The sequence below is a fragment of the Arthrobacter sp. 210 2 genome (assembly GCF_059093025.1).
The window spans coordinates 439,802-461,253 of the sequence record NZ_JBNHIE010000003.1 but is presented as its reverse complement, the minus strand read 5'-3'; the positions used below and the strand labels follow the sequence as shown (position 1 = coordinate 461,253).

The 21,452-nt window shown below is 66.5% G+C and carries 21 protein-coding genes; 3 read left to right on the top strand and 18 right to left on the bottom strand.

All coding sequences use genetic code 11. The features are described 5' to 3' along the window. Entirely contained in the window at positions 1 to 777 is a 777-nt protein-coding gene (locus AC5RWA_RS09415) for an SDR family NAD(P)-dependent oxidoreductase (RefSeq protein WP_494057392.1), read from the top strand. Between the two features lie 89 nt (positions 778 to 866). On the opposite strand, the gene AC5RWA_RS09410 is transcribed toward AC5RWA_RS09415, so the two are convergent. The 8 genes from AC5RWA_RS09410 to AC5RWA_RS09375 form a co-directional block, all read right to left on the bottom strand. Continuing rightward, positions 867 to 1,649 carry an SDR family NAD(P)-dependent oxidoreductase gene (locus AC5RWA_RS09410; RefSeq protein ID WP_494057391.1) on the bottom strand — a complete coding sequence of 261 codons (783 nt, stop codon included), beginning with the start codon at positions 1,647 to 1,649 and terminating at the stop codon, positions 867 to 869. A 112-nt stretch (positions 1,650 to 1,761) separates the two neighbouring features. Next, on the bottom strand, positions 1,762 to 2,325 hold the full coding sequence (locus AC5RWA_RS09405; RefSeq protein WP_079596954.1) for a DoxX family protein: 564 nt from the start codon (positions 2,323 to 2,325) through the stop codon (positions 1,762 to 1,764). Positions 2,326 to 2,378: 53 nt separating this feature from the next. After that, a complete protein-coding gene (locus AC5RWA_RS09400) occupies positions 2,379 to 3,347 on the bottom strand; it encodes a LysR family transcriptional regulator (protein WP_494057390.1) in 969 nt (322 codons plus the stop codon). 49 nt (positions 3,348 to 3,396) lie between these two features. Then, positions 3,397 to 4,617 carry an MFS transporter gene (locus AC5RWA_RS09395; protein ID WP_494057389.1) on the bottom strand — a complete coding sequence of 407 codons (1,221 nt, stop codon included), beginning with the start codon at positions 4,615 to 4,617 and terminating at the stop codon, positions 3,397 to 3,399. A 193-nt stretch (positions 4,618 to 4,810) separates the two neighbouring features. Then, a complete protein-coding gene (locus tag AC5RWA_RS09390; protein ID WP_494057388.1) occupies positions 4,811 to 6,379 on the bottom strand; it encodes a GMC oxidoreductase in 1,569 nt (522 codons plus the stop codon). A 16-nt stretch (positions 6,380 to 6,395) separates the two neighbouring features. After that, the gene (locus tag AC5RWA_RS09385; protein WP_494057387.1) at positions 6,396 to 7,877 is read right to left on the bottom strand and encodes an MFS transporter; all 1,482 of its coding nucleotides are present in this window, start codon (positions 7,875 to 7,877) and stop codon (positions 6,396 to 6,398) included. A 187-nt stretch (positions 7,878 to 8,064) separates the two neighbouring features. Beyond that, entirely contained in the window at positions 8,065 to 8,853 is a 789-nt protein-coding gene (locus AC5RWA_RS09380; protein WP_494057386.1) for a hypothetical protein, read from the bottom strand. Beyond that, positions 8,850 to 9,890, bottom strand: coding sequence for a Gfo/Idh/MocA family protein (locus tag AC5RWA_RS09375; protein WP_494057385.1), 1,041 nt, complete (start codon positions 9,888 to 9,890; stop codon positions 8,850 to 8,852). Before AC5RWA_RS09375 ends, AC5RWA_RS09380 begins: the two co-directional genes overlap by 4 nt. A gap of 106 nt (positions 9,891 to 9,996) precedes the next feature. Here AC5RWA_RS09375 and AC5RWA_RS09370 point away from each other — a divergent pair, with 106 nt between their 5' ends. Further along, positions 9,997 to 11,259 (top strand): ROK family protein, encoded by a 1,263-nt coding sequence (locus AC5RWA_RS09370; RefSeq protein ID WP_079596961.1) that lies wholly within the window; start codon positions 9,997 to 9,999, stop codon positions 11,257 to 11,259. A gap of 41 nt (positions 11,260 to 11,300) precedes the next feature. Here AC5RWA_RS09370 and AC5RWA_RS09365 read toward each other — a convergent pair whose 3' ends face one another. Beyond that, complete coding sequence (locus AC5RWA_RS09365) at positions 11,301 to 11,717, bottom strand: hypothetical protein (protein ID WP_494057384.1); 417 nt, start codon at positions 11,715 to 11,717, stop codon at positions 11,301 to 11,303. 68 nt (positions 11,718 to 11,785) lie between these two features. Here AC5RWA_RS09365 and AC5RWA_RS09360 point away from each other — a divergent pair, with 68 nt between their 5' ends. Next, positions 11,786 to 12,832: an apurinic/apyrimidinic endonuclease family protein gene (locus AC5RWA_RS09360; protein ID WP_494057383.1), complete on the top strand. Its 1,047-nt coding sequence runs from the start codon at positions 11,786 to 11,788 to the stop codon at positions 12,830 to 12,832. 53 nt (positions 12,833 to 12,885) lie between these two features. Here the strand turns inward: AC5RWA_RS09360 and AC5RWA_RS09355 are convergent, their stop codons facing one another. The 9 genes from AC5RWA_RS09355 to AC5RWA_RS09315 form a co-directional block, all read right to left on the bottom strand. Beyond that, positions 12,886 to 13,890, bottom strand: coding sequence for a sugar phosphate isomerase/epimerase family protein (locus AC5RWA_RS09355; RefSeq protein ID WP_494057382.1), 1,005 nt, complete (start codon positions 13,888 to 13,890; stop codon positions 12,886 to 12,888). Positions 13,891 to 13,902: 12 nt separating this feature from the next. After that, positions 13,903 to 15,069 carry a Gfo/Idh/MocA family protein gene (locus AC5RWA_RS09350; RefSeq protein ID WP_494057413.1) on the bottom strand — a complete coding sequence of 389 codons (1,167 nt, stop codon included), beginning with the start codon at positions 15,067 to 15,069 and terminating at the stop codon, positions 13,903 to 13,905. Positions 15,070 to 15,086: 17 nt separating this feature from the next. Further along, positions 15,087 to 15,485 carry a C-glycoside deglycosidase beta subunit domain-containing protein gene (locus AC5RWA_RS09345; protein ID WP_163167123.1) on the bottom strand — a complete coding sequence of 133 codons (399 nt, stop codon included), beginning with the start codon at positions 15,483 to 15,485 and terminating at the stop codon, positions 15,087 to 15,089. An 8-nt stretch (positions 15,486 to 15,493) separates the two neighbouring features. Next, entirely contained in the window at positions 15,494 to 16,552 is a 1,059-nt protein-coding gene (locus AC5RWA_RS09340) for a sugar phosphate isomerase/epimerase family protein (protein WP_494057381.1), read from the bottom strand. Positions 16,553 to 16,572: 20 nt separating this feature from the next. Further along, complete coding sequence (locus tag AC5RWA_RS09335) at positions 16,573 to 17,676, bottom strand: sugar phosphate isomerase/epimerase family protein (RefSeq protein ID WP_494057380.1); 1,104 nt, start codon at positions 17,674 to 17,676, stop codon at positions 16,573 to 16,575. Continuing rightward, the gene (locus AC5RWA_RS09330) at positions 17,673 to 18,068 is read right to left on the bottom strand and encodes a C-glycoside deglycosidase beta subunit domain-containing protein (RefSeq protein WP_079596967.1); all 396 of its coding nucleotides are present in this window, start codon (positions 18,066 to 18,068) and stop codon (positions 17,673 to 17,675) included. Before AC5RWA_RS09330 ends, AC5RWA_RS09335 begins: the two co-directional genes overlap by 4 nt. 85 nt (positions 18,069 to 18,153) lie before the next feature. Beyond that, the gene (carA, locus tag AC5RWA_RS09325) at positions 18,154 to 19,713 is read right to left on the bottom strand and encodes a c-glycoside 3-oxidase CarA (protein ID WP_494057379.1); all 1,560 of its coding nucleotides are present in this window, start codon (positions 19,711 to 19,713) and stop codon (positions 18,154 to 18,156) included. Further along, positions 19,703 to 20,485 (bottom strand): TIM barrel protein, encoded by a 783-nt coding sequence (locus tag AC5RWA_RS09320; protein ID WP_494057378.1) that lies wholly within the window; start codon positions 20,483 to 20,485, stop codon positions 19,703 to 19,705. The genes carA and AC5RWA_RS09320 overlap by 11 nt, the downstream gene beginning before the upstream one ends. A 128-nt stretch (positions 20,486 to 20,613) precedes the next feature. Continuing rightward, positions 20,614 to 21,450: a carbohydrate ABC transporter permease gene (locus tag AC5RWA_RS09315; RefSeq protein WP_275728303.1), complete on the bottom strand. Its 837-nt coding sequence runs from the start codon at positions 21,448 to 21,450 to the stop codon at positions 20,614 to 20,616. Positions 21,451 to 21,452 lie beyond the last annotated feature (2 nt).

The window sequence follows — 21,452 nt, the reverse complement described above, 5'->3', positions numbered from 1 at the left end:
GTGGTTTCGCTCCAGCTTGAAGGGCGGACCGTGGTGGTCACCGGCGCAGGCCAGGGGCAGGGCGCGGCGGAAGCACGGCTGCTGGCGGAGGCGGGGGCACGGGTCATCGCCACGGACCTCACAGCCGAAGCCCCGGCCGGACTGGCGGATGCGTCCCCTGCATTGGGCGGTGAGCTGTTATACCGGCGGCTGGACGTCAGTGACGAGGCCGGTTGGTCCGGCCTCGCAGCATGGATCCGGTCGCAGGGCTGGCAGGTGGACGGGCTGGTCAACAATGCCGGGATCACCCTGCGGAGCAGGCTCCTGGATGCCTCCATGGCGGATCTGCAGAAGGTTTACGACGTGAACGTGGCCGGCAGCCTGTTGGGAATCCAGGCACTGTCCCCGCTGATGGGCAGCGGCTCTTCGATCGTCAATGTTGGGTCTGTTGCCGGGCTGACCGCCCATTATCCGGTGGCGTACACCGCGAGCAAGTGGGCGCTGCGCGGGCTCTCCCAGGTGGCGGCCATGGAGCTCGGGCCTCGCGGGATCCGCGTCAACACCGTCCACCCCGGTTTCATAGAGACCCCCATGACCGCGGGCGCCAAGCCGGAGTTCCGGCAGGCCACCCTGGCGGAGACCCCGCTGGGACGTTCCGGAAGCGTGGAGGAGGTGGCCCGCGTCGTGCTCTTCCTCCTCAGCCCGCTCTCATCCTTCGTGACGGGCGCCGAGATCCCGGTGGACGGCGGCCAGTCAGGCCACGGCGGCGCGAAGTCGGTCTCCGACGCCCTCCGCTAGCCCCGAATCCCAACTAAGTAGCGCGATGTGTCGTTCTGAGGGCCCAAAACGACACATCGCGCTACCTAGTTGGGGGCCACCGCAGAAACTTAGCCAGGCAGCACGGCCGACCAGCCGCCGTCGACCATCAAATTGGCGCCGGTGACGTAAGAGGCTTCGTCCGATGCCAGGAACAGCGCGCAGTTGGCGACTTCTTCCGGCGCTCCGATCCGCCCCAGCGGGATGCTGCCCGCAATGCTCCGCATGGGGTGGTCCGCTGCCAGCAGGTTGCCCTCGGTGGCCGCGGTGCGGATCATGCCCGGGCTGACGGCGTTGACGCGCAGTCCATGCGGAGCGCCCTCGGCCGCGAGCTGTTTGGTCATGGCCACCACGGCGCCCTTTGTGGCGGTGTGGGCCAGCCGGCCGTTGGTCATGGACCCGGTGACTCCCGCAGTCGAGCCCACCAGGACAATGGCACTGTTTACGGCCTGGATCAGCTGCGGCCAGAAGTACTTGACCGGCAGGAACACCACATCCATCTCGTGTTCAATGTTCCATTTCCAGTCGGCAAAAGTGAGCTGCTCCACCGGGGCAAACCGCGTGACGGCGGCGTTGGCATAGAGAATATGGACCGGGCCGTGTTCCGCGGCGACATCCGAGGCCCACCCGGCCACTGCGGCCTCATCCGTGAGATCCACCCGGCTGCTGCTCATCCGGCCCCCGGCGGCGGTGACCGACGCAACCGTGGCCGCGGCGCCGTCGTCGTCCATGTCGCAGCCCACCACCACCGCTCCTGCCCGGGCGAAGGCGAGCGCCGCCGCCCTGCCCTGGCCGCTGGCCGTTCCGGTGATGACGGCGGTCTTGCCGGCCAGGCGCTGGCTGGAGACAGGCATAAAGGGTCCTTCCGAAAGCGTGTTTCTTCGACTTTCGCAGGGATGGGCTGGCCGGGGAACGGTCCTTTGGGTCTAGGTGGTATCTGCCGCGTGGATAGTCACAGGGCCGGGTTCATCCTGCTTCGGCGGCGGTGCCTGCGCCAGGGGCTGCAGCGTCTGCGGCGAGGGCTTTGCGCCGCCGGGAAACCTGGACGGCGATGGCGGTGGGGATGGCGGCCAAAGCGGTGATCCGCATCCAGGGCCGGTCCAGGACATGGCCGGTGAGTGCATCCAGGGAGAAGGGACCTGAGCCGCCAATGGTGAACGCCGCTGCTGCCAGGCCCAGCACCGCGGGATATTCGAGGCCGCCCTCTTGGGCGAAGAAACCGTTCGGGGCGTGGACGCTGGCTGCTACGCCCATGGTGGTGGCAGCAGCGGCGCCGGCGGCAGGGGTGGCCAGGCCCAGGGCCAAGGCGAGTCCCGCTCCTGCTTCACCGACGCCCGCGAGGACGGCGCTGGGTTTTGCCGGGCGGAACCCCATGGCGTGCATGCCCTTGCTGGTGCCTTCAACGCCTCCCCCGCCGAACCAGCCGAAAAGTTTTTGGGATCCGTGCGCGATGAGCACCCCTCCGAGACCAACGCGGAACAGGGTCTGGGCGGCGGCGGCCGCCTCAGGGCTGGTGGTTACATTGCGCATAACAGTCCTCCTTGGGTTGCTGAGTCGCTGCCCGGCTCGGTGTGAGCACGATTCTACGTCTGCGCTGCCTCCCGCGCCTGGACAGTCACGGGGTGGGCGTTGACGGGAAAGAGTTCGTGGAGCCGGGCGCAGGAGCGCTGGACCACGGACCGCAGCCACACGCTGGCCGGGTCCTCCGCCTGGGACGGGTGCCAGTACATGGCCTCCACCAGTGACGCTTCGGTTCCGCCGGAGAACTCCAGCACAACGATGTCCGCGCCGCGCTGGGCCCGGGCCGCCAGCATCCGCGGGACCATGGCCACCAGGTCCGTCCCTTCGACCAGGAGCGGCAGGGACAGGAACCCGGCCACCACCGCAGCCACTCGGCGCTGGATGCCCCGCGATTCGAACAGCTTGTCTGCCGGGGTGCTGATTCCTTCGCCGAAATAGCCGACGGCGTGGGGAACGGAGGCCAGGTCCTCCAGCGTCAGCCGCGTCTGCTGGAGCAGGGGGTTGCCGGCGTCGGCAATGGCCACGAAGCTGTCACGGAACACCTGCTTGCTGGCACCCTGCATGTGGTACCCGGTGGGCCCCACGAGCAGGTCGATCTTCGAATAGTCGGCCATCTGGCCCTGGATCCCGGAACCGGCGGTGGGCACGAAGTCCACTGACACGCCCGGGGCTTCCTGACGCAGGATGCCACGCAGCGGACCCACGATCAGCGCCGCCGCATAATCCGAGGCGGCGATAATGAACTCCCGCTCGCTGGTGGCGGCGTCGAAACCGGACCGCACGCGTGTGGCCCGCTGGATGTGAAGCATGGCTTCATCAACCAGCGGGACCAGGGACTGCGCGAAGGGCGTGAGGTCGTAGGTGCGGCCGTTCCGCACCAGGAGTTCGTCGTCGAAATGGCGCCGGAGCCGGGCCATCGCAGCACTGGTGGCGGGCTGGCTGAGCTGGAGCCGCTCCGCTGCCCGGGAGATGTTCCGCAGTTCAAGCAGGACCTGCAGGTGGGGCAGCAGGTTCAGGTCCAGGTTCTTCATACCCACAGGTTATCCATGCCCGCAGTGCGGCCTTTGCGATGCCGGGATTCTAATGGCTGACGGCCGCCATCCGGGGTCCCCGGACCAGGACAGCCAGGAGGGCCACCGCGCACGCGATTCCCAATCCGCCCAGGGCAAGGCTGAGGCTCCCGGTTGCCGCCGCGGCCGCGCCAAGGACAATGGGCGTCAGGAACTGGCCGATGAACAGTGTCCCGGTCCAGATGCCGGTGCCACGCCCGCGCTGCTGGAATTCAAGGCCATTGACGGCCCAGGTCAGCAGGGTGGGCAGGAGCACTCCGGTTCCGGCGCTGGCAACCACCGCCCCCGCGATGGCCAGCGGCACGGTCCCCGCGACGGAGACCAGGGAAAGTCCGACGGCGGCCAGCCCGAAGGCGAGCGCCAGCAGGTTCCGCGTGCCGAGCTTCGCCAGGAAGCGGAAGGAGATGGCACCTGCCGCGGTGGCCAGGGAAGCGATGGCCGCAGCCAGTCCAATGAGGGCGGCATCGCCCACGCCCAGTCCCGTGATGACGTACGGCAGGTGGACGATGAGTGCGTAGAACACGATACCGCCGAACAGCGTCACTGCGGCCGGGGCACCGATCTGCCGCCATGGCACCGGCGTCCTTTCCGCCGTCGTGCGCTGGCTCTTTGCCGGCTCCCACAGCTTGAAGACCATGGGGATCACGATGACCGCGCTGACTGCGTAGAGCCAGAACGGTGTGCGCCAGCTGATGCTGCCCAGGGCGCCGCCGAGGGCGAAGAATGTGGTGGCCGCGAGCGCGCTGACCATGGTCTGCAGGCCGAGGTATTTGTTCCGCTGCCCGCCCGCGTAGTAGTCGGTGATGAGCGTGGTGCAGCAGGTCATGATGGCCGCTTCCGCAATTCCGACGCCCACCCTGGACAGTGCGATGGACTCGAGCGTGTCCAGCCACAGCGGCGCGGTCCCGAACGCTGCGTAGGCCAGCATGGAGAAGACCAGCAGCTGCTTGCGGCCCACCCTGTCGGCAACGTGGCCGGCAAGCGGTGAGAAGAGTGCGACGAACAGCGCGGGCAGCGTGAGGGTCAGCGGCACCAGGATGGCAACACCCGGGGTGTCCGCGAACGCCTGGTTCAGGGTGGGGAGGATGGGCGCCAAAAGTACGGCGCCCAGCACCGGCATGCAGCTGCCGGCTACCAGGAGGGTTGCCTGCAGCCGCCCTGCCGTGCGCGGCGCGGAGGAGCCCGGGGCCCCATTCCTGGTCCCGGTGTCCGTGAGCTGAATATTCTCCATTGAATTTTCCTTAGCCTCTTGATGGTCACGGAGGGATCAGCGCGGTTCAGGCGCTGAAGAGTGACTTCCCTCACTGTGGCAACCGTTGGACTATCGGGGAATCATGGATTTGGGATAGCTGATATCCACGGAACGGATGGCAGGACGAAGCTGCGCCCGTGCGGCTGTTTCCGCGCGGGAACCTCCACGCAGATCAGGCCCCCAGTTCTTCTGCCACCTTCCGTGCGCCGCGGACCGCAATCGCCACGCTCATCAGGGTGGGGTTCATCGCCGTCGCCGTTGGAATCAGCGCATTGCCGCCCACCACCAGGTTCCTGTAGCCCCAAACACGCGACCACGGATCTGCCACCGAGGTGCCGTCGTCGATGGCGCCCATCCGCATGGTGCCCTGGTAGTGGAGGCTCGAACCGTTGGGCATCAGGCGCGGCTCGGCAACAAAGACGCCCAGGGCCTTCCCGGCGCGGCGCAGCCGCTCGGTGGCCTGGGCGATTTCCACGTTTTCCCGCTCGGTGAGCTCGTATTCGATGGTCATGTTGGGGAATCCGCGGTAGTCCGGCTCGTTGTCGTCGAACGTGACCGCATCTTCATACCGGGGGTGCTTGCGCATGCCGTAGCCCATGTTGACGTAGCCCCACGGGTTCTGTGAGTACGGGGTGCCGGGCTCCATGGGGAAAGGCGTGGTCTCCGAGTACATGACCTGGACGGAGAAGGGGTGCTCCGGCTCGGAAAACGGGATGCGGTTGACCGCGGCAACGGGGTCTGCCGGGTTCAGCGCACGCCGGGCGAGTTCGGCGTCGAGGTCCGCCTCGGTGGCGAACCGCCCCATCTTGTCGGCATCCAGGGCAACCGTGGAGATGACCACCGGATGTTCGGTGAGGTAGTGGCCCAGCGCTGTCAGCCGGATCCCGGAGGCCCACAGGAGCTGCGGGGAGCGGAAGGCATCGGCGGCAACCACAACCATGTCCGCTGCCACAAATGACGTGTCCCCCGTCCGCAGGTCCTGGACGGTGACCCCGGTGACCCGGTGCCCGTCCAGTTCCACCCGGCGGACCAGGGTGAGGTCGCGGAGTTCGAACTGCTTCGAGAGCGGACTGTCCCTGTCTACAAGCGGACCGAGGACGACGTCGGCACCCGCCCAGCGCACGGACCCGTCAGGCTGCGGATCCCCGGCCACGGGTAGGGTGCCCACCCCATAGCCTTCCGGCAACTCCGCACCGAACTCTTCATCCAGGAGGGACCGGATGGCCTCGCCGACTTTGGAATCGGCGAACGCGGCGCTGTGGACGTGCAGCAGCTGCTTGGCGTCCTTAATCAGCCCGTCCCATTCGTCGTCCGCGATGAAGGGGATCTTTTCGCTGAAGGCGGGCGACGGCGTCGCGCAGGTCCAGTGCGCACCCTGGCCGCCGACGTTGGTGGCCGCAGCCGCTGCCGGGAAGGATGGGGCATGGGCGGAGCCGGCGCCCCCGAAGTCCAGCAGGTGGGTGCCCTGGCGGGCGGTGAACATCCCCTCGGTGACGGTTCCGGCCGGGATGCCGAGCGATTCCCGGTACGCGCCGGCCTGCGGCCCCTGGGACATTTCCCGGGCACGGGCCTTTTCGGCGGCATCCGGGATGTTGCGGACGCTCTCGCCCGGGACTTTGGTGAGTTGCGGCCCGGCTTCGAACATGATGACCCGGGCGTTCGGGACCTGCTCCACGAGCAGCCGGGCGTAGGTGGAGCCGATGGGCCCGCTGCCGACGATGGCGATGGTGGGGTTGGACATGATGTCTCCTTTGAAATCAGGCCGAAAGGGATTCGGAAGGTGAGGGGGCGGCGGGAACGGGTTCGTCGGAGAGGCGGCCCTGCGGAAGCAGGACAGCCGCTGCGATTCCCACCACATAGGCGGCCGCCAGGGCGATGAAGACCGGGGTGAAGACCGAGCTGTAGATCTGCGCCACATTGGCCTGGACGTCCGGCGCGGCCCCGTGGACCAGCTGCGGGGTCAGGGTTGAAGCGTCGAGGCCTGCCGGCAGGAGGGCGGCCACGCCGAAGCCGATGACGCCGCCGATGATCGCCGTCGCCACTGTTGATCCCACCTGGCGCACCAGGTTGACGGTTGCAGTGATGGTGCCTGTCTGGCTTGCCGGGACGGCTCCCTGGACCACGGCGACGATCAGGCTCATGAAGGCACCGGTGCCAATGCCCACCACACCCATCACCACCATGGGAACCCACAGCGGAAGCCCGGCAGGCAGCAGGGCCATCGCGAACAGCCCGGCGGCCCCCAGCGAGGTCCCCAGGATCGGGAAGATCCGGTACCGGCCGGTCCGGCTCGCCAGCCATCCGGTGAGCAGGTTGCTGATCAGCATGCCGAACACGGTGGCGATGGGAACGAGGCCGGACACGGTGGCCGTGGCCCGGTAGGCCATCTGGACGTACGTGGGGAGGTAGGCAGTGATGGAGAAGAGCCCGACGCCGATAATCGCCGAGAGCGCGGTGCCCGCCGCAATGGTCCGGTTGGCAAAGACGTGGAGCGGCACGATGGGCTCGGGGGCGCGGCGCTCGATAAAAAAGAACGCCACAAAGCCCAGGATGCTGACCGCGAGCGCAGCAGCTGTGGCAGGGCCTGCGCTGCGTTCCGCAGCCCAGGTGACTGCGAGTACGAGGGCCACCAGCGAGGCAGTGAAAACTGCCGCACCGGCAACGTCAAAGTGGCGGGGGGCGGGGCCTGGCTCCAGGTGCGGCACAGCAATCAGTGCAAGGGCCAGGGCCGCCGCACCAACGGGGATATTGATCCAGAAAACCCACTGCCAGCCCCAGTAGTCAGTGATGGCGCCGCCAAGCACCGGCCCCACCAGGATGGCGATGGGGAAGGCCGCACCGATGATGGCCATGTAGTGGGGGCGTTCACGCTGGGTGGTGACGCGGGCAATGATGGTCTGGGACATCAGCTGCAGGCCGGCGGAGCTCATCCCCTGCAGGACGCGCGCGGCGATGAGCCACGCCATGTCCGTCGCGAAACCGCAGGCCAGGGAGGCGGCGAGGAACATCACCAGCGAGCCGAGGAAGATCCGCCGGGCGCCCAGGACATCACCGAGCTTGCCGAGTACCGGCAGCAGCACGGTGCTGGCGAGGGTGTATCCCACCACAACCCAGCTCATCAGCTTCAGCGCGCCCAGCTCACCGGCGATGGTGGCCAGCGAGGTGGATACCACTGTGTGGTCCAGGGCCCCGAGGAAGGAGACCGTGAGCAGGGAGATAACAAGGAGACGGAGTCTCAAAGGCGAAAGTGGCATAGTGATCTACCCGAACGATCGGGCCGTCGACGCGACGTGGTGTGCCTCCGGCGCACCATCACGCCGGAGAACGGGTCCGGCAGGAACCCCGGCGCCACTTCCATGATACCCGACTTTAGTCGTAAAACAACATAAGAGTGTAGGAATCAAGCATGGAAGAATGGCGGTGCTCCTAAACATGGCGCAGTGCCCATGCCAGGGCCATGTCCTGGAGCAGCTCATCCAGGTCAGCTTCCTGCTTGCCCGACAGACAGGCGTCGAGAGCCCGGCGGAGCGCCAGGCGTGCTGATGATTCGTAACGCTCAGGTGCCCGCAACGCCCCATCCCCCGTGAAGGTCTCCACCCGGGTCAGCCCGGTCGGCTGGTCCACGGTGACTTCAGTCCGCACCTCACCAAGGGCCAGCACGTGGAGCAGGCCTCCTTCATGAGGTCCACCGACAGGAGTCCCCAGAACGGTGGCGGGGGCAGAACCGGCACCCTCCGAATCCAGCAACGCCATCCTGCCCTGCGGTGTGGACATTCCCACGCTCAGCGCCAGGGGCGTCCCGGCAAGGCACCGGGCCCAGCCGAAGCCATCGAGGATGACGCCGTCCAGGCCGGCAACCGGAGCGGCGCATTCAACGGTGACCAGGCGGGCAGCACTGCCTCGCCGTGCCCGGACCGCATCAGCCGCAACATCGGGACGCAGGCGGGGCCGCTCAACGATCACCGGAATGTCACCCGGCCACGCGTAGGAGGCAAAAGCATCCTGCTGGAGCATTGCCGGATCGGCAAGCACCACCGCCGACGCTCCCCCGGCCCGGGCGGCCAGCACGCCCTGCCACCAATCCCCCACTCCCGGCACCACCACCACCGCACCCCGCATGTCCTCCGCGAGTGCAGCACTGACGGGAAGCTCGGCAACAGCGGCGGCGTAGGCCGGCAAGGCGGTGACGACGCCGAATGCGCCATCCCGGCTCATTGCGTCACCCCTGCCAGGACTTTGGCTGCCGCAGCGTCTGCCAGCCCGATGGCAAACAGCGAGTCCGCCAGCAGTTCGTCGTACTCCACGGGGGCATCACCTTCCAGGAGCGAGGCAAGCAGGCGCCACTCGGCCACATAGCCGTCTTCCTCATCGCGCGGGTACTCCGTCCACTGCCCGTCCACGCTGCGCACCCGGACGGCAGCGCTTCCGGCATGGACGAAGGCGGGCGGAAAGTCCACCTCGATGCGGTCATGGGTGGTGGCGATGTTCATCCGCCAGAGGGCATCCGGCCCTTCCCGCAGCATGGTGAGTGCCAGCTGGACCAGGACTCCGCCGGCCCGGTAGCCCACCTGGTAGCCGATGGGCGCAACGATCCTGGCGTAGAGAATGTCATCGATGCCGGGCGCGATGTCCCGCACGGCAGGAAGATCATGGATCGCGAGCCCGCTCAGAAGCTGCCGCAGGACATCTGCCGCCACCGCGGGGTTGCCAAGGTCGGGGCGCCCCCGCCGGGCAGTCTGCAGGGAACCGCCCTCGGCCACGAGCCGGTGGTACCTGTCGTTCGGAGGCAGCGCCAGGGTCACGGAGATGGCCTGCACCCGGCCTTCCAAGGCGACAAGATGGTGTTTTGCGCGCCCCCAGGCAGCATCAAACAAGTGGTTCGTTCCCACCAGCAGGAGTGTGCCCGCGGCCCGGCATGCAGCAATGACGTCATCGGCTTCCTGCCTGCTGGTGGCCAACGGCTTCTCGCAGAAGATGGCTCGCTTGCCGGCGGCCACCGCGCCGAGGATCTGGCGGGCATGTTCAGCGGGCGGGCTGCAGACGGCCACCACATCCACCGCCGGATCGGCGAGGAGGTCCGCCTCCCCCTCCGACCAGCGTGCGCCGAGCCTTTCCGCAAGTACCTGCGCGCGGCCGCTCCCCGCGTCGGCAATATGGACCACCTTGTACAGGTCCCCCAGGCGTCCCAGCACCGGCAGATGCAGGGCGGCAACGCCGGGCCCGGCTCCCAGTATTCCCACATTCCAAGGCATCGTCGCCTCCTCACTTTTGTCTCTATTATTCATAAGTAAGGACGCTTCTGGCTATAGTCGTGCTTAACCGCACCTTAGTCGGCCGATCTATGTGAGAATTGTTGGCATGACCACAGACTCCACCCTCCGCTTTGGAGCACAGACGGATGAAGTGACGAGCCTCCTGCGGATCGTCAACCTGGTGCGAACGGGCGAGGCCACCACGCGGCCCGAAATCGGCAAGGTTACCGGGCTCGGCAGGGGCGTTGTCAGTCAACGCGTCGATCAGGCCATCTCGATGGGCTTCCTCGGCGAGGGCGACTTCGGAGCCTCCTCCGGCGGCCGCGCACCCCGGACCCTCCGCTTTCGCGCAGAGCAGGGACACATCGTGATCTGCGCCCTTGGGGCGGCTCATATCAGGGTTGGCGTAGCCGCGCTCGACGGCGACATCCTGGAACACACGCACCGCACCTGGGACATCGCGCAGGGTCCGGAGAAAACCATCGAGGCCGTCATGGCCCTCGTGGAAAAAGTGCTCGGGCAGCACCCCGCCGTGCCGGTCTGGGGTGTAGTGGTGGGCCTTCCCGGGCCCGTGGACTTTGCCTCGGGCCAGCCCGTGGCACCTCCCATCATGCCCGGCTGGAACGGCTTCGACGTCCGCACGCCCTTTGAGGAACGGTTCACCGCGCCCGTGTGGGTGGATAACGACTCCAACCTGCTTGCCCTCGGCGAACGCGCCCGCCGGCGCGACTCACTCGCGGACCTCATCTACTGCAAGATCGGCTCGGGCATCGGAGCCGGCCTGCTGTCCAAGGGCAGGATCCACCGCGGCGCCAACGGTGCGGCCGGCGACATCGGCCACGTCCGGGTTTCCGACTCCGATGTCCAATGCCGCTGCGGCAAGACCGGCTGCCTGGAAGCCGTTGCCGGCGGCTGGGCACTGGTCCGGGACGCAGAAGAGGCCATCAAGGAAGGCGTGAGCACTTCCCTTGCCGCGCTGGCGAAGAAGGGAAGGCTTTCCCTCGAGGAGATCACCCTTGCCGCCCAGGCGGGCGACTCCCTGGCCATCACCCTCGTCCAGAAGTCGGCGCGCGTGGCGGGCGAGACTATCTCGGCGCTGGTGAACATGTTCAACCCCGGGGTTATTGTCATCGGCGGTGCCATGGGTTCCGCCGGCGAGGTTTTCCTTGCCGAAGTGCGCCAACGCGTTTACGAACTGTCGCTGCCGCTGGCCACCCGGGACCTCACCATCACCCTCTCCGTCAACGATGAGCGCGAACCGCTGCGGGGAGGAGCCGAGCTGGCCCGCGAGCAACTGTTCGACATCACCTTCCCGCGCTGGTTCGCGGACGGGCGGCCGTCGCCGGAACGGGTTGCCCTTTCCGCTTAACGTTCCGCCGCCTTTAGGTTCCGCCGCGGAAGGACCCCTCCTCAGGCCACGTCTCGGGACACGCTGGGGACCGGCGCCCGGTCAAGCTCCAGGCGGGCCTCCAGGTGGAATGGGAGGACCAGCGGAGAGCCGGGACGTGCCTGCAGGTAGGGCACCATCAGCCAGAAGTCGACGGTGACGGCGTGTGGCCCGCGCGGGAGTTTGCGCCGGCCCGCCAGGACGAGCCTGTCCTGGACGAACCACCAGCCGGACTCTGCCTGCAGCGCATCAGGGTGTACGGCGCGGGACCCGAGTATCACCGCCAACTCCCCCGGCGCCAGCGGACCGCCGTCGACGTCCACGGACAGGCCGGCAACGCTGGACAGTGGCATTGAACGGATCCACGGCAGGCCAAGGCGGAGCTCAAAGCCTCCCGGAGTGGCAGTCAGCGCATCTTCGCGCAAAGCGGTTTCCAACATGGCTTCCATCCTTTATCCTGAATCTGACATAAGTTTGTCATTAACAAGCATAAAGGGGAAGACGCCCTATGGCTCCTGAAATTCCAAGCGGCTGGACGTTCTGCGCCAGCTCCTTCAACTGGACCCCGGATGTCATCGCCGCCCGGCGGACGGCGCAGGACATCGTCACCGGCATAGCGGACTCGGTGGTGAAGACAGTAGAGCTCGAGCCCGGGCTGGTGTGGCGGTCCTTCCCCGCTCCGCAGAACGACGAGGTGGACGGCCTGCGGGAAGCCCTGGCGGCAAAGGGCGCATCCATCAGCATCGTTGGGGCCAGCCTGGACGACTTCACGTCGCCCACGGACCGCCGCTCCCTGCAGCAGCGCCTGGACTTCCTGGTCCCCCAGATCCATGCCGCGCACCGTGTAGGAGCCCGCGGAGTCCGGCTCCCGATCGGACAGGCGGGGACCGAACTCCTCACGCTGGTCCAGCCGCTCCTGCACGAGCTCGACCTGGTGCTGTACGAGGAAATACAGGGGCAGCAGGCTCCCGGAAGCCCCGCCGTCGAACCTGCCCTGGAGGCGATCGCCGTGCTCGGTGATGACCACGTACGGGTGCTCGTGGACATCAGCATGCTGATGCCGGCCCTCCCCGTCACCTACCTCGAGGAGCTGCGGCACGGCGGCGTTTCCCCTGATCTGCTGGCGCGCCTGGAGAATGGCTGGCGGGATCCAGCCACCCTCGACGCCGTCACCGCCCTGCTCCGTTCAGGAAACGTGCCGCCGCGGATCCACACCCTCTTTATGAACCTGATCATCCGCTTTGGCCGCAGTGACGCTGCCGACCTGCAGGGCATACTTCCCCTGGTGGGCGCCTTCCACCTGAAGTTCTGGGACCTTGACGACGACGGCGGGCGGGTTTCGCAGCCGCTGCGGGACCTGGGCGCCCTCCTGCGCCGCAACGGCTTCAGCGGCACGCTGACCAGCGAGTGGGGCGGCCACGAGTGGCTGCAGGACGACCCCACCGACATGACGAGGCGGCACCTGGCGCTGGCGGAAGCAGCACTGGTCGAACCTTTCCCATCGGCGGTTGAGCCCGTCGAAACCCTGATTTCGACAGGCTCAATCACCGGCTGACACCACAAAAGGACCGGTCCTGGATGTCCAGGACCGGTCCTTTTGCTTTGTACTTATTTCGTGCTGAAGGCGGCGTCGAAAGCTGCCGCGGAGGGCTCGTAGCTGGAGAGCCTGCGCACAAAAGCTAGTGCCTCGGGGGCGCCGTCCAGGCGGTCCATGCCGGCGTCCTCCCACTCCACGGACAGCGGGCCGCGGTAGCCGATGGAGTTCAGCATCCGGAACGCGTCCTCCCAGGGCACGTCGCCGTGGCCGGTGGAGATGAAGTCCCAACCGCGCCGCGGATCAGCCCATGCCAGGTGGGATGACAGCCGCCCGTTGCGCCCGTTGCTGAGCCGCTTCTTCGTGTCCTTGCAGTGCACGTGGTAGATCCGGTCCTTGAAGTCCCAGAGGAACCCGACGGGGTCGATGTCCTGCCACACCATGTGGCTCGGATCCCAGTTCAGCCCGAAGGCCTCGCGGTGCCCGATCGCCTCCAGTGCCCGCTGCGTGGTCCAGTAGTCGTACGCGATCTCGGACGGGTGCACCTCATGGGCAAAGCGGACACCGACTTCGTCGAAGACATCGAGGATGGGGTTCCACCGGTCGGCGAAGTCCTGGTACCCGGCGTCGACCATCTTTTCGGAGGCGGGCGGGAACATGGCCACGTACTTCCAGATGGACGAGCCCGTAAACCCGGTCACCGTCTTCACGCCCAGCTTCGCGGCGAGCCGCGCGGTGTTCTTCATTTCCTCGGCGGCGCGGCGGCGCACTCCTTCAGGATCGCCGTCGCCCCATACGGCGTCCGGCAGGATGCCGCGGTGCCGTTCGTCGATGGGGTCGTCGCAGACGGCCTGCCCCTTGAGGTGGTTGGCAATGGTCCATACCTTCAGGCCGTGGCGTTCCAGGATGTCCAGCTTGCCCTGCACGTAGGCGTCGTCGTCCCAGCGCCAGGGGTCCAGGTGGTCACCCCAGCACGCGATTTCAAGCCCGTCGTAGCCCCACTCGCCTGCGAGCCGTGCCACCTCCTCGAATGGCAGGTCAGCCCATTGGCCGGTGAACAGAGTGATAGGTCGTGCCATGTATTTCCCCTCCTACGGGACCTGCGCCGGAACGTCAGCGGCAACACGGGTCCAGGCTGAATCATTGTCGGAACTGCGTTCGACGGCGTCGAGCACCCGCTGCACCCTCAGCCCGTCAGCGAATGTGGGATGCGGGTCCGTGCCGGCCACAATGCCCTCCACGAGGTCCTTGACCTGGTGCGAGAATCCGTGCTCGTAGCCGAGCATGTGGCCTGCGGGCCACCACCCGGAGACGTAGGGATGCTCCGCTTCGGTGACCAGGACCTTCCGGAAGCCCTGGCGGTCACCGGGCGCCGTGCGGTCGTAGAACTGGACGCTGTTGAGGTCCTCCAGGTCGAAGGCAAGGGCGCCCTTGTCCCCCGAGACCTCGATCTGCAGCGCGTTCTTCCGTCCGGTGGCGAAGCGCGAAGCTTCGAACGACGCCAGGGCCCCGGATTCGAAGCGGCCGGTGAAGATGGCGATATCGTCCACGGTCACCTTGCCCTTGCCCACGCCGGCCGTGCCGGAAAGCCCGCTGCCGAAATAGAGCAGGGGGCGCTCCTTGACGATGGTGTCAATGGTTCCGGAGACCTTCTCCAGGTTCAGCCCGGTGACGAACTGGGCCAGGTCAATGGCATGGGCACCGATGTCCCCCAGCGCGCCGGAACCGGCGTGCTCCTTCTGCAGGCGCCAGGCCAGCGGCACGTCAGGATCAACGAGCCAGTCCTGCCGGTACGAGGCACGCACCTGGTTGACCGTCCCCACAGCACCCTCAGCGATCAGGTTGCGCAGGAAGGTGACGGCCGGGACCCTGCGGTAGGTGAAACCCACCATCGCCCGGATGCCCTTTGCGGCCGCCCGCTCCGCCGCTTCGGCCATCGCCTCGGCTTCGGCCACCGTATTGGCCAGCGGCTTCTCGCAGAGCACGTGCTTGCCGGCTTCCAGCGCCGCGATCGCAATCTCTGCATGGGAATCACCCGGGGTGACAATGTCGACGACGTCGATATCGTCCCGCGCGACCACCTCGCGCCAGTCTGTGGTTGACTCAGCCCAGCCCCACTTGTGGGCAGCCGCGGCCACCGCGTCGGCGTTCCGGCCTACCAGAACCGCCATTTCCGGCTCCGCCGGCAGATCGAACACGCGTGGGGCCGTGCGCCAGCCCTGGGAGTGGGCGGCACCCATAAAGCCGTAGCCGATCATGGCCACGCGCAGGGTGTTCACGCCAGCACTACCTTGCGCTCAACCGCCACCCGGTTTCCGACGTAGCGCATGGGTGCGATCTGCATGTAAAGCAGGCGGAGGGTAAGGATGACTTCGACGTCGATTTCCTCGCCGGCGTCGGGGATGCGGTCCAGCGGGATGATCACATCGGGCTTATCGGCGACGAACCACAGGGTTTCCCACTGTTCGGGAAGTTCCGCGATGGAGTAGGACTTTCCCTGGAGTTCGAAGCGGAGGGCTTCCTTGGGGATCGCCACGCCGTTAACGGTGGCCGCAACATCGTCCACGGCGGACAGCCAGAGGCTGCGGTACCAGGGCAGTTGCACGGACACCGAAATGCCCTCGGGGTGCCTGCGGACGTCGGCGTCCTGGAACAGGGAGTTGTGGGTTGCCATGGCTTTCCTTACTTCGCAGTCTCGACGAGGGCCGGGTTGGAAACAGTTGCATCAACGGATTCTTCGATGGCGCGGCGCATCAGCGCGTGCTGCTTCTTCACCAGGTCAATGGGGTCCGATTCGCCCAGGTCGGCGAAGGCGTGGCCTTCCCATTCGCTGGAGAGGAATCCTTTGTAGCCGCCCTTGACGAACTGGCGCACGATGCGCGGGATGTCCATGGCGGGCTCGTTGCCGTTCTCGTCGATGTCGTAGAACTTCGCGTGCACGTGGAACATCTGCGGCATGATGTCCAGCCATTCCTCCGGCGGCACCAGCCCGTGCATGTTGAACGCCAGCCGGGTGAAGGGGCCCAGCCGGGCGGGATCGAAGTTGTTGTCGCGCAGGTAGTCCTCGAACTCCTGGTTCCGCTCCTGCATGGGCAGCGGCTTGCGCCAGATGTCCTGCATGACCGCAAAGTGCTCCTGGGGCAGGCCCATCTGGGTCAGGGTGCGGAACAGCGTGGGCGACAGGCTGTGCATGGTGGAACTGAAGTCTGCCGTGAAGCCCAACCGCTCGCTGCCGAGCTCCTCATACATCTCGCGGATCTGCAGGATCTTGGGATCGTTCGGGCCCTGGGGCGCGTGGATCTCGTAACCGAGCTTCTGGTCGTACTTCTCGGCCAGCGGAAGCAGCCGGCGGAGCAGTTCCTTGCCCGCGGACCGGATAACGATCTTGTTGAAGCCCAGCGTGTTGGCGGTCTTGAGCTGCCTGGCGAAGAAGTCGTACTCCTCGTCCGGCGTCATGTCCCTGTCCTTGCGGCGGCCCATGTCCAGGTTGGTGCCCACGGCACTGGGGGTCAGACCGTAGCGGTCCATGCTGTCCCGCCACAAGCGGACAAAGTCCTCGTCCACATCGGGGTAGGTGCGCAGCATCTGGGCGATGTTGAACTCGACGCCGGGGCCGAGGCCTTCATCGGCGACGGCCTTGATGAGCGTCTCCGGCGTGTAGAGCCCGGCGGCGAACTCGGAGGTGAGTGAATAGAGTGTGATGCCAAGCTCGATGCCCGAGCCTGCGATGCCTTCTGACATGTGTGTTGTTTCCTTCGTTGTCAGCCGCGAACGGGCTGGGCGAGGTGGCGGCTGAGGATGCGGCGCGCTTCTGAGGCGTCGGTGATCATGGCCGAGCCGGCGTCAGCCGCGGCAGAGCGCTGGACGGCCTGCTCGGCGCGGATGATGTCGAACGGGTCCTGCCAGTTGTTCCAGTGCCAGCCTTCGTATTCACTGGAAATGGCACCGGTGTAGCCGTTTTCCACGAGCTGGCGGACCAGGCCGCGCACCGGAACCGAGGGCTCCTCACCGTTTTCGTCGATGCCGAAGAACTTGCCGTGCACGTGGCGGACCCACGGCATGATTTCCAGCCAGGTGTCCAGCGGTGCGGGACCGAACAGCCCCGTTCCGTTGATGCCGAAGTCGATCCCCAGATCCGGCCGGCCGTTGCGGGCGGCCAGGCCGATGAAGGCACCGAAGCGCTCACCATGGACCTTCTGGGTGTTGGGCGGACCTTCTGCGTAGAAGCCGTTCCACAGCTCAACAACCTGCCGGAGCAGGTCCTCGGATGCGCCACGACGGCGGTAGGCCTCCAGCAGGGAGGGGGCAAAGCCGGTGATGGTAGCACCCCAATCGGCGGTGAAGCCCAGCAGCGGGGAATCGAGCTTTTCGTAGCGGTCGCGGAGGGCAAGGACCCGCTCGTGGGCGCCGTGCTGGTCAGCGTGGACTTCGAGGGCCAGGGTAACGCCGTACTTTTCGGCGACCGGCAGAAGGCTTTCCATGGCGTCGGGTGTCAGCGAGATCTGCACGCGGGCAATCGGGAAGCCGAGCCTGGCTGCCACCTCGATCTGCTTGCGCATGTATTCGACCAGCTCGTCGTGGTTCATGAGCCGGTCCCGGCGGATCCCGGTGTCCACGTTGACTGCGAGGGACGTGGGGACCAGGTCCACCTCAGCCACCAGGTCGCGGAACTGGCCCACGAAAGCGTCATCGATGCGGTCCGGGAAGCCCCGGAGGCTGGAGAACCCAATGACCTCAAGCCCCGGACCAAAACCCTCGGCCGCTACCTTGCGGATCAGGCCATCGAGGTCGTACTGCCGCGCGTGGAAGGCGCGGGTGAAGCTGTAAAGGGTGACGCCCTGGATCGGCGTTCCGAGGCTGGTCATCGCGATGCCACCTTCATGGTCTTGGTGTCGTGCTCTTCGATGTGCAGCACGCCGTGGTCGGTGATGATGTACGGGATGTAGAGCTTCAGGTCCACCCGGACCTCGTGCTCTCCATCGGCATCCTGGACGGGAAGGTCGCCGGAGAGGATGGCCGAATCCAGCGGGTACCACCATTCGCCGGTCTCATCCACGAGCTCCTCGAACCTGAACGTCCGGTTGTTCATGGTCCAGCGCAGGCTGTCCTCGGGAGCGGCAACGCCGTCTATGGTCAGTGCTGCGCCGGCGATGCATGAGCCCGGAAGGGCCCGGTACCAGGGGATGCGGACTTCGACGGCGGTACGGCCGTCCTGGGTACTGAGTGTTCCCTGCTCGATTATGCGGTCGGCGATCATCGAGACCTCCTTGTCTGCGGCATGCCTTGCCGGTGAATGAAATGCCTGTGAGTGAACGAAAACGCGGCGTCTTGCCACTTATTCATTATTTAGCCATTCTAATGTCTGATTCAGACATAAGTAAAGCGTCGTTCAGTTCTTTTGCGATTTTGCGGGCTCCGCGCACGGCGAGCGCAACCGCCGTCAGCGTCGGATTGCATGCCGTGGCGGTGGGGATGACGCCGTTGCCGGCCACGAAAAGGCCGGGGACCTGCCACACCTGGCTGTCGGGCGAACAGACGCTCCCGCCGTCGTCCGTTTCTCCCATCCGCGTGGTGCCCTGGTAATGCAGGGACGCTCCGGGCGGCATCACGAATGGACGGTCGTCGAGCGGTTCACCCACCGCCTTGCCCAGGCGGACGATTTCCTGCTTCGCGCGCTCCACCACCTCGTGGTCCCGCTCTGTGAGGCGGTAGTGGATGCGCATGGCGGGCATTCCGTAGGCGTCACGCGCGTCGTCGTCGAACGCCACCCGGTCATCGCGCTGCAGGTCCTTGGCGCAGAACAGGCCCAGACCCACGATCGATCCCGGAACAATGGGATCATCGTCGGCCAGCGGGACCGGAGACGCATCCAGCTGCATGATCTGGCCGTGGAAGGGTGCCTCGTCCATGTAGGGCACCCACGCCACGCCGCTCTGCTCGCTCAGGGCACCGTCAGCGGCCGGCGTTACATGTTCGGCCGAGACGCCGCGCAGCCTGCTTGCGAACACCACCTGGGCCTGGTCGTTGAGGTAGCGGCCCAGGGCGTCGGGCCTGATGCCGGAAGCCCACAGCAGCTGCGGCGTGCGCAGCGCGTCACCTCCCACCACAACATAGCGGGCGGCGACGTGATGTGTTTCGCCGCTGCGGCGGTCCTGGACCTCGATGCCGGAGGCAATTCCGTCCTCCGCCAGCACCCGGCTCACCAGCGATTCGTCGAAGAGTTCAAAGTGCGGGTTTTCCCGGGTCACGTCACCCATCACGACGTCGGAGCCTGACCAGACGAGGCCGCCGTCCTCCCGCCGGTGGACAGCAAGCGGCATGGGCTGGACGCGGAATGCAGGGTCACGGCCCTCGTCCAGGACGGCCGACAGGCGGTTGATGACGAGGTCCGAGAAGGGTGCGTCGTCGAAGGCGTGGGTGGTGACGCCCAGCAGGCGGTCGGCCTCGTCGAGAAGCTGCTCCAGGTCCGGCAGGAACGGTATGCGTTCCGTGCCTCCGGGCCGGGGACAGGCGGCGGTCCAGTGCGCCGCCATGCCGCCCACGTTGCTGGACATGGCCGCGACGGGCATGCCGTCCTCTCCCGGGAAGGCGTAACCGTCCGGCAGGAGATAGGTGCCTGCCCTGGCCCGGCGCTCCCCGCTCTTGGCTGCGCCGGGGGAGGTGATCGTTTCGGCCCCTGCCCCAGGTCCCTCGGAAGCGCGCTGGGCAACGCTGCGGCGGCCGGGGTCGGCGATGTTCTTGACGTGCGCCCCTGGCGGATTGCTGACGGTGGGGCCCACTTCGAACATGGCGATGGTGGTGCCGGGGGCTTCCTCGCTGAGGATCCGCGCATACGCCGATGCTGTGGGCCCGCTGCCAACGATGGCGACGTCGACGCGTGCGGGATAACGGCTACCGGCCATGGCCCGCCACCAGTTCCTGGATGCGCCGGACGGACTTTGCCGAATCAATGGTCGGGTAGTACTCCAGCCCGATCGGGCCCGTGTAACCGCTGTTCTGCAGGTCCCCGATCCTGGCAGGCCAGTCGATGGAACCCGACCCGGGCTCCCCGCGCCCCGGGGCATCGGCGATCTGCACATACTTGACGAGATCCCCGGCGTTGGCCAGTTCGGCAACCACGTCCTCGCCCTCCACCGTGGAGTGGTAGAGGTCGTAGAGGACGCCGAAGTTCGGCGAGTTGACGCCCCTGGCGACGTAGACGGCTTCCGAAGTCCGGTCCAGAAGGGCTCCGGGGTGGTCAACACGGATGTTCACCGGTTCGAGGACCAGGGTGATGCCCGAACCCTCGATGTGCGCCACGCCGCGGGTGAAGATCTCGATCAGTTCGTCCAGCTGGTCCTGCCGCTTGCGGCCGCCAAAGCCGGTGCCGCTGCCCACCACAATCCGTGGGCAGCCGAGCTGCCGTGCCACCTCGACGCCGGCATCGAGGCCGGTGTAGAAGGGCGCGTGGTCCTTGGGCGGGATCATGAACTGCATGCGCGGTTCGGCCAGTTGTGCGGTGAGCTGGACTCCGGTTTCCTCAAGGGCTGCCTTGAGGGCTGGAATGTCCTTGCCGGTGGGCCCCCACATTTCCACGGCGTCGAAGCCGGCGGCGGCTGCTGCGCGGACCCGGTCTGCGGCGCTGTCGCCTGCTTCCGAGAACAGGAGGTCGATATTGGGCGCAAGTTGGTACATGGATTTCTCCTTGAAGTAAGAAAGGTAAGCTGGATTGTGGGCCGTCAGCGCCCGGATCCACCGGTTTTTGGGTGTGAAAGGCCGCCGCACAGCGTTCGAGGCGCTGCGCGGTGGTCAACCGTTGCGGGTCAGCCCTTCAGGCCGCCGGAGAATCCCTGGATGAAGCGCTTCTGCGCGAACAGGAACAGGGCGAGGATGGGGATCATGGACACGATGACGATGGCGAAGATCGAGTTCCACTGGGACACCAGGGAGCCGATGTAGTAGTACATGGCCACCGGCAGCGTCTGGTTGGCGGAGCCGCCCAGGAAGATCAGCGATGTGAAGAAGTCGTTCCACACGATGAGCCCGGCAAAGATGGTCACCGTGCCGGTGGCGGGAGCCATCATGGGGAACACCACCTTGGAGAAAACCTGGGACTTGCTGGCGCCATCGATAGTTGCCGCTTCTTCGTAGTCCGTGCCGAGGCCGCGGAAGAAGTTTGCGTAGAGGAAGATCGAGAGCGGCAGGAGCATGCCGGTGTAGAGGACGATCAGGCCCCAGGCCGATCCGGTAAGTCCAAGGGCGCGTGCACCCATGTAGAGGGGGACGGCGCCGAGTTGGCCGGGCAGGATGATGGCGACCAGGAAGAGGTAGTACGCGCCCTTGCTCCAGCGGCGGGTGCTCCGTGAGATGACGTATCCGGTGACGGAGCCGAGGGCAATGAGTCCCACAATGCTGCCAGCGGTGATGATGAGGCTGTTGACCAGGCCCAACACCACGTTGGAGTTGCCGGTGGCGGTCAGGACGTCCACGAAGTTGCTGAAGTCAGGGCTTGTTGGCGGAGCCAGGGCCGAGGTGGTGAACAACTCGGTGTCCGGCTTCAGGGCGGTGGTCACCAGGAAGTAGAACGGCGCGAGGAACAGCAGGGCGAGTGCCCACAGGCCGACTTCGCGGAGCAGGGTGAGTTTGGTGTAGCGGAACATGG

Excerpts from the sequence above, each read along its gene's own strand:
- AC5RWA_RS09410 (WP_494057391.1), bottom strand. The coding sequence starts at position 1,649 with ATGCCTGTCTCCAGCCAGCGCCTGGCCGGCAAGACCGCCGTCATCACC.
- AC5RWA_RS09405 (WP_079596954.1), bottom strand. The coding sequence starts at position 2,325 with ATGCGCAATGTAACCACCAGCCCTGAGGCGGCCGCCGCCGCCCAGACC.
- AC5RWA_RS09400 (WP_494057390.1), bottom strand. The coding sequence starts at position 3,347 with ATGAAGAACCTGGACCTGAACCTGCTGCCCCACCTGCAGGTCCTGCTT.
- AC5RWA_RS09395 (WP_494057389.1), bottom strand. The coding sequence starts at position 4,617 with ATGGAGAATATTCAGCTCACGGACACCGGGACCAGGAATGGGGCCCCG.
- AC5RWA_RS09390 (WP_494057388.1), bottom strand. The coding sequence starts at position 6,379 with ATGTCCAACCCCACCATCGCCATCGTCGGCAGCGGGCCCATCGGCTCC.
- AC5RWA_RS09380 (WP_494057386.1), bottom strand. The coding sequence starts at position 8,853 with ATGAGCCGGGATGGCGCATTCGGCGTCGTCACCGCCTTGCCGGCCTAC.
- AC5RWA_RS09375 (WP_494057385.1), bottom strand. The coding sequence starts at position 9,890 with ATGCCTTGGAATGTGGGAATACTGGGAGCCGGGCCCGGCGTTGCCGCC.
- AC5RWA_RS09370 (WP_079596961.1), top strand. The coding sequence starts at position 9,997 with ATGACCACAGACTCCACCCTCCGCTTTGGAGCACAGACGGATGAAGTG.
- AC5RWA_RS09365 (WP_494057384.1), bottom strand. The coding sequence starts at position 11,717 with ATGTTGGAAACCGCTTTGCGCGAAGATGCGCTGACTGCCACTCCGGGA.
- AC5RWA_RS09360 (WP_494057383.1), top strand. The coding sequence starts at position 11,786 with ATGGCTCCTGAAATTCCAAGCGGCTGGACGTTCTGCGCCAGCTCCTTC.
- AC5RWA_RS09355 (WP_494057382.1), bottom strand. The coding sequence starts at position 13,890 with ATGGCACGACCTATCACTCTGTTCACCGGCCAATGGGCTGACCTGCCA.
- AC5RWA_RS09350 (WP_494057413.1), bottom strand. The coding sequence starts at position 15,069 with ATGATCGGCTACGGCTTTATGGGTGCCGCCCACTCCCAGGGCTGGCGC.
- AC5RWA_RS09345 (WP_163167123.1), bottom strand. The coding sequence starts at position 15,485 with ATGGCAACCCACAACTCCCTGTTCCAGGACGCCGACGTCCGCAGGCAC.
- AC5RWA_RS09340 (WP_494057381.1), bottom strand. The coding sequence starts at position 16,552 with ATGTCAGAAGGCATCGCAGGCTCGGGCATCGAGCTTGGCATCACACTC.
- AC5RWA_RS09335 (WP_494057380.1), bottom strand. The coding sequence starts at position 17,676 with ATGACCAGCCTCGGAACGCCGATCCAGGGCGTCACCCTTTACAGCTTC.
- AC5RWA_RS09330 (WP_079596967.1), bottom strand. The coding sequence starts at position 18,068 with ATGATCGCCGACCGCATAATCGAGCAGGGAACACTCAGTACCCAGGAC.
- carA (WP_494057379.1), bottom strand. The coding sequence starts at position 19,713 with ATGGCCGGTAGCCGTTATCCCGCACGCGTCGACGTCGCCATCGTTGGC.
- AC5RWA_RS09320 (WP_494057378.1), bottom strand. The coding sequence starts at position 20,485 with ATGTACCAACTTGCGCCCAATATCGACCTCCTGTTCTCGGAAGCAGGC.
- AC5RWA_RS09315 (WP_275728303.1), bottom strand. The coding sequence starts at position 21,450 with ATGTTCCGCTACACCAAACTCACCCTGCTCCGCGAAGTCGGCCTGTGG.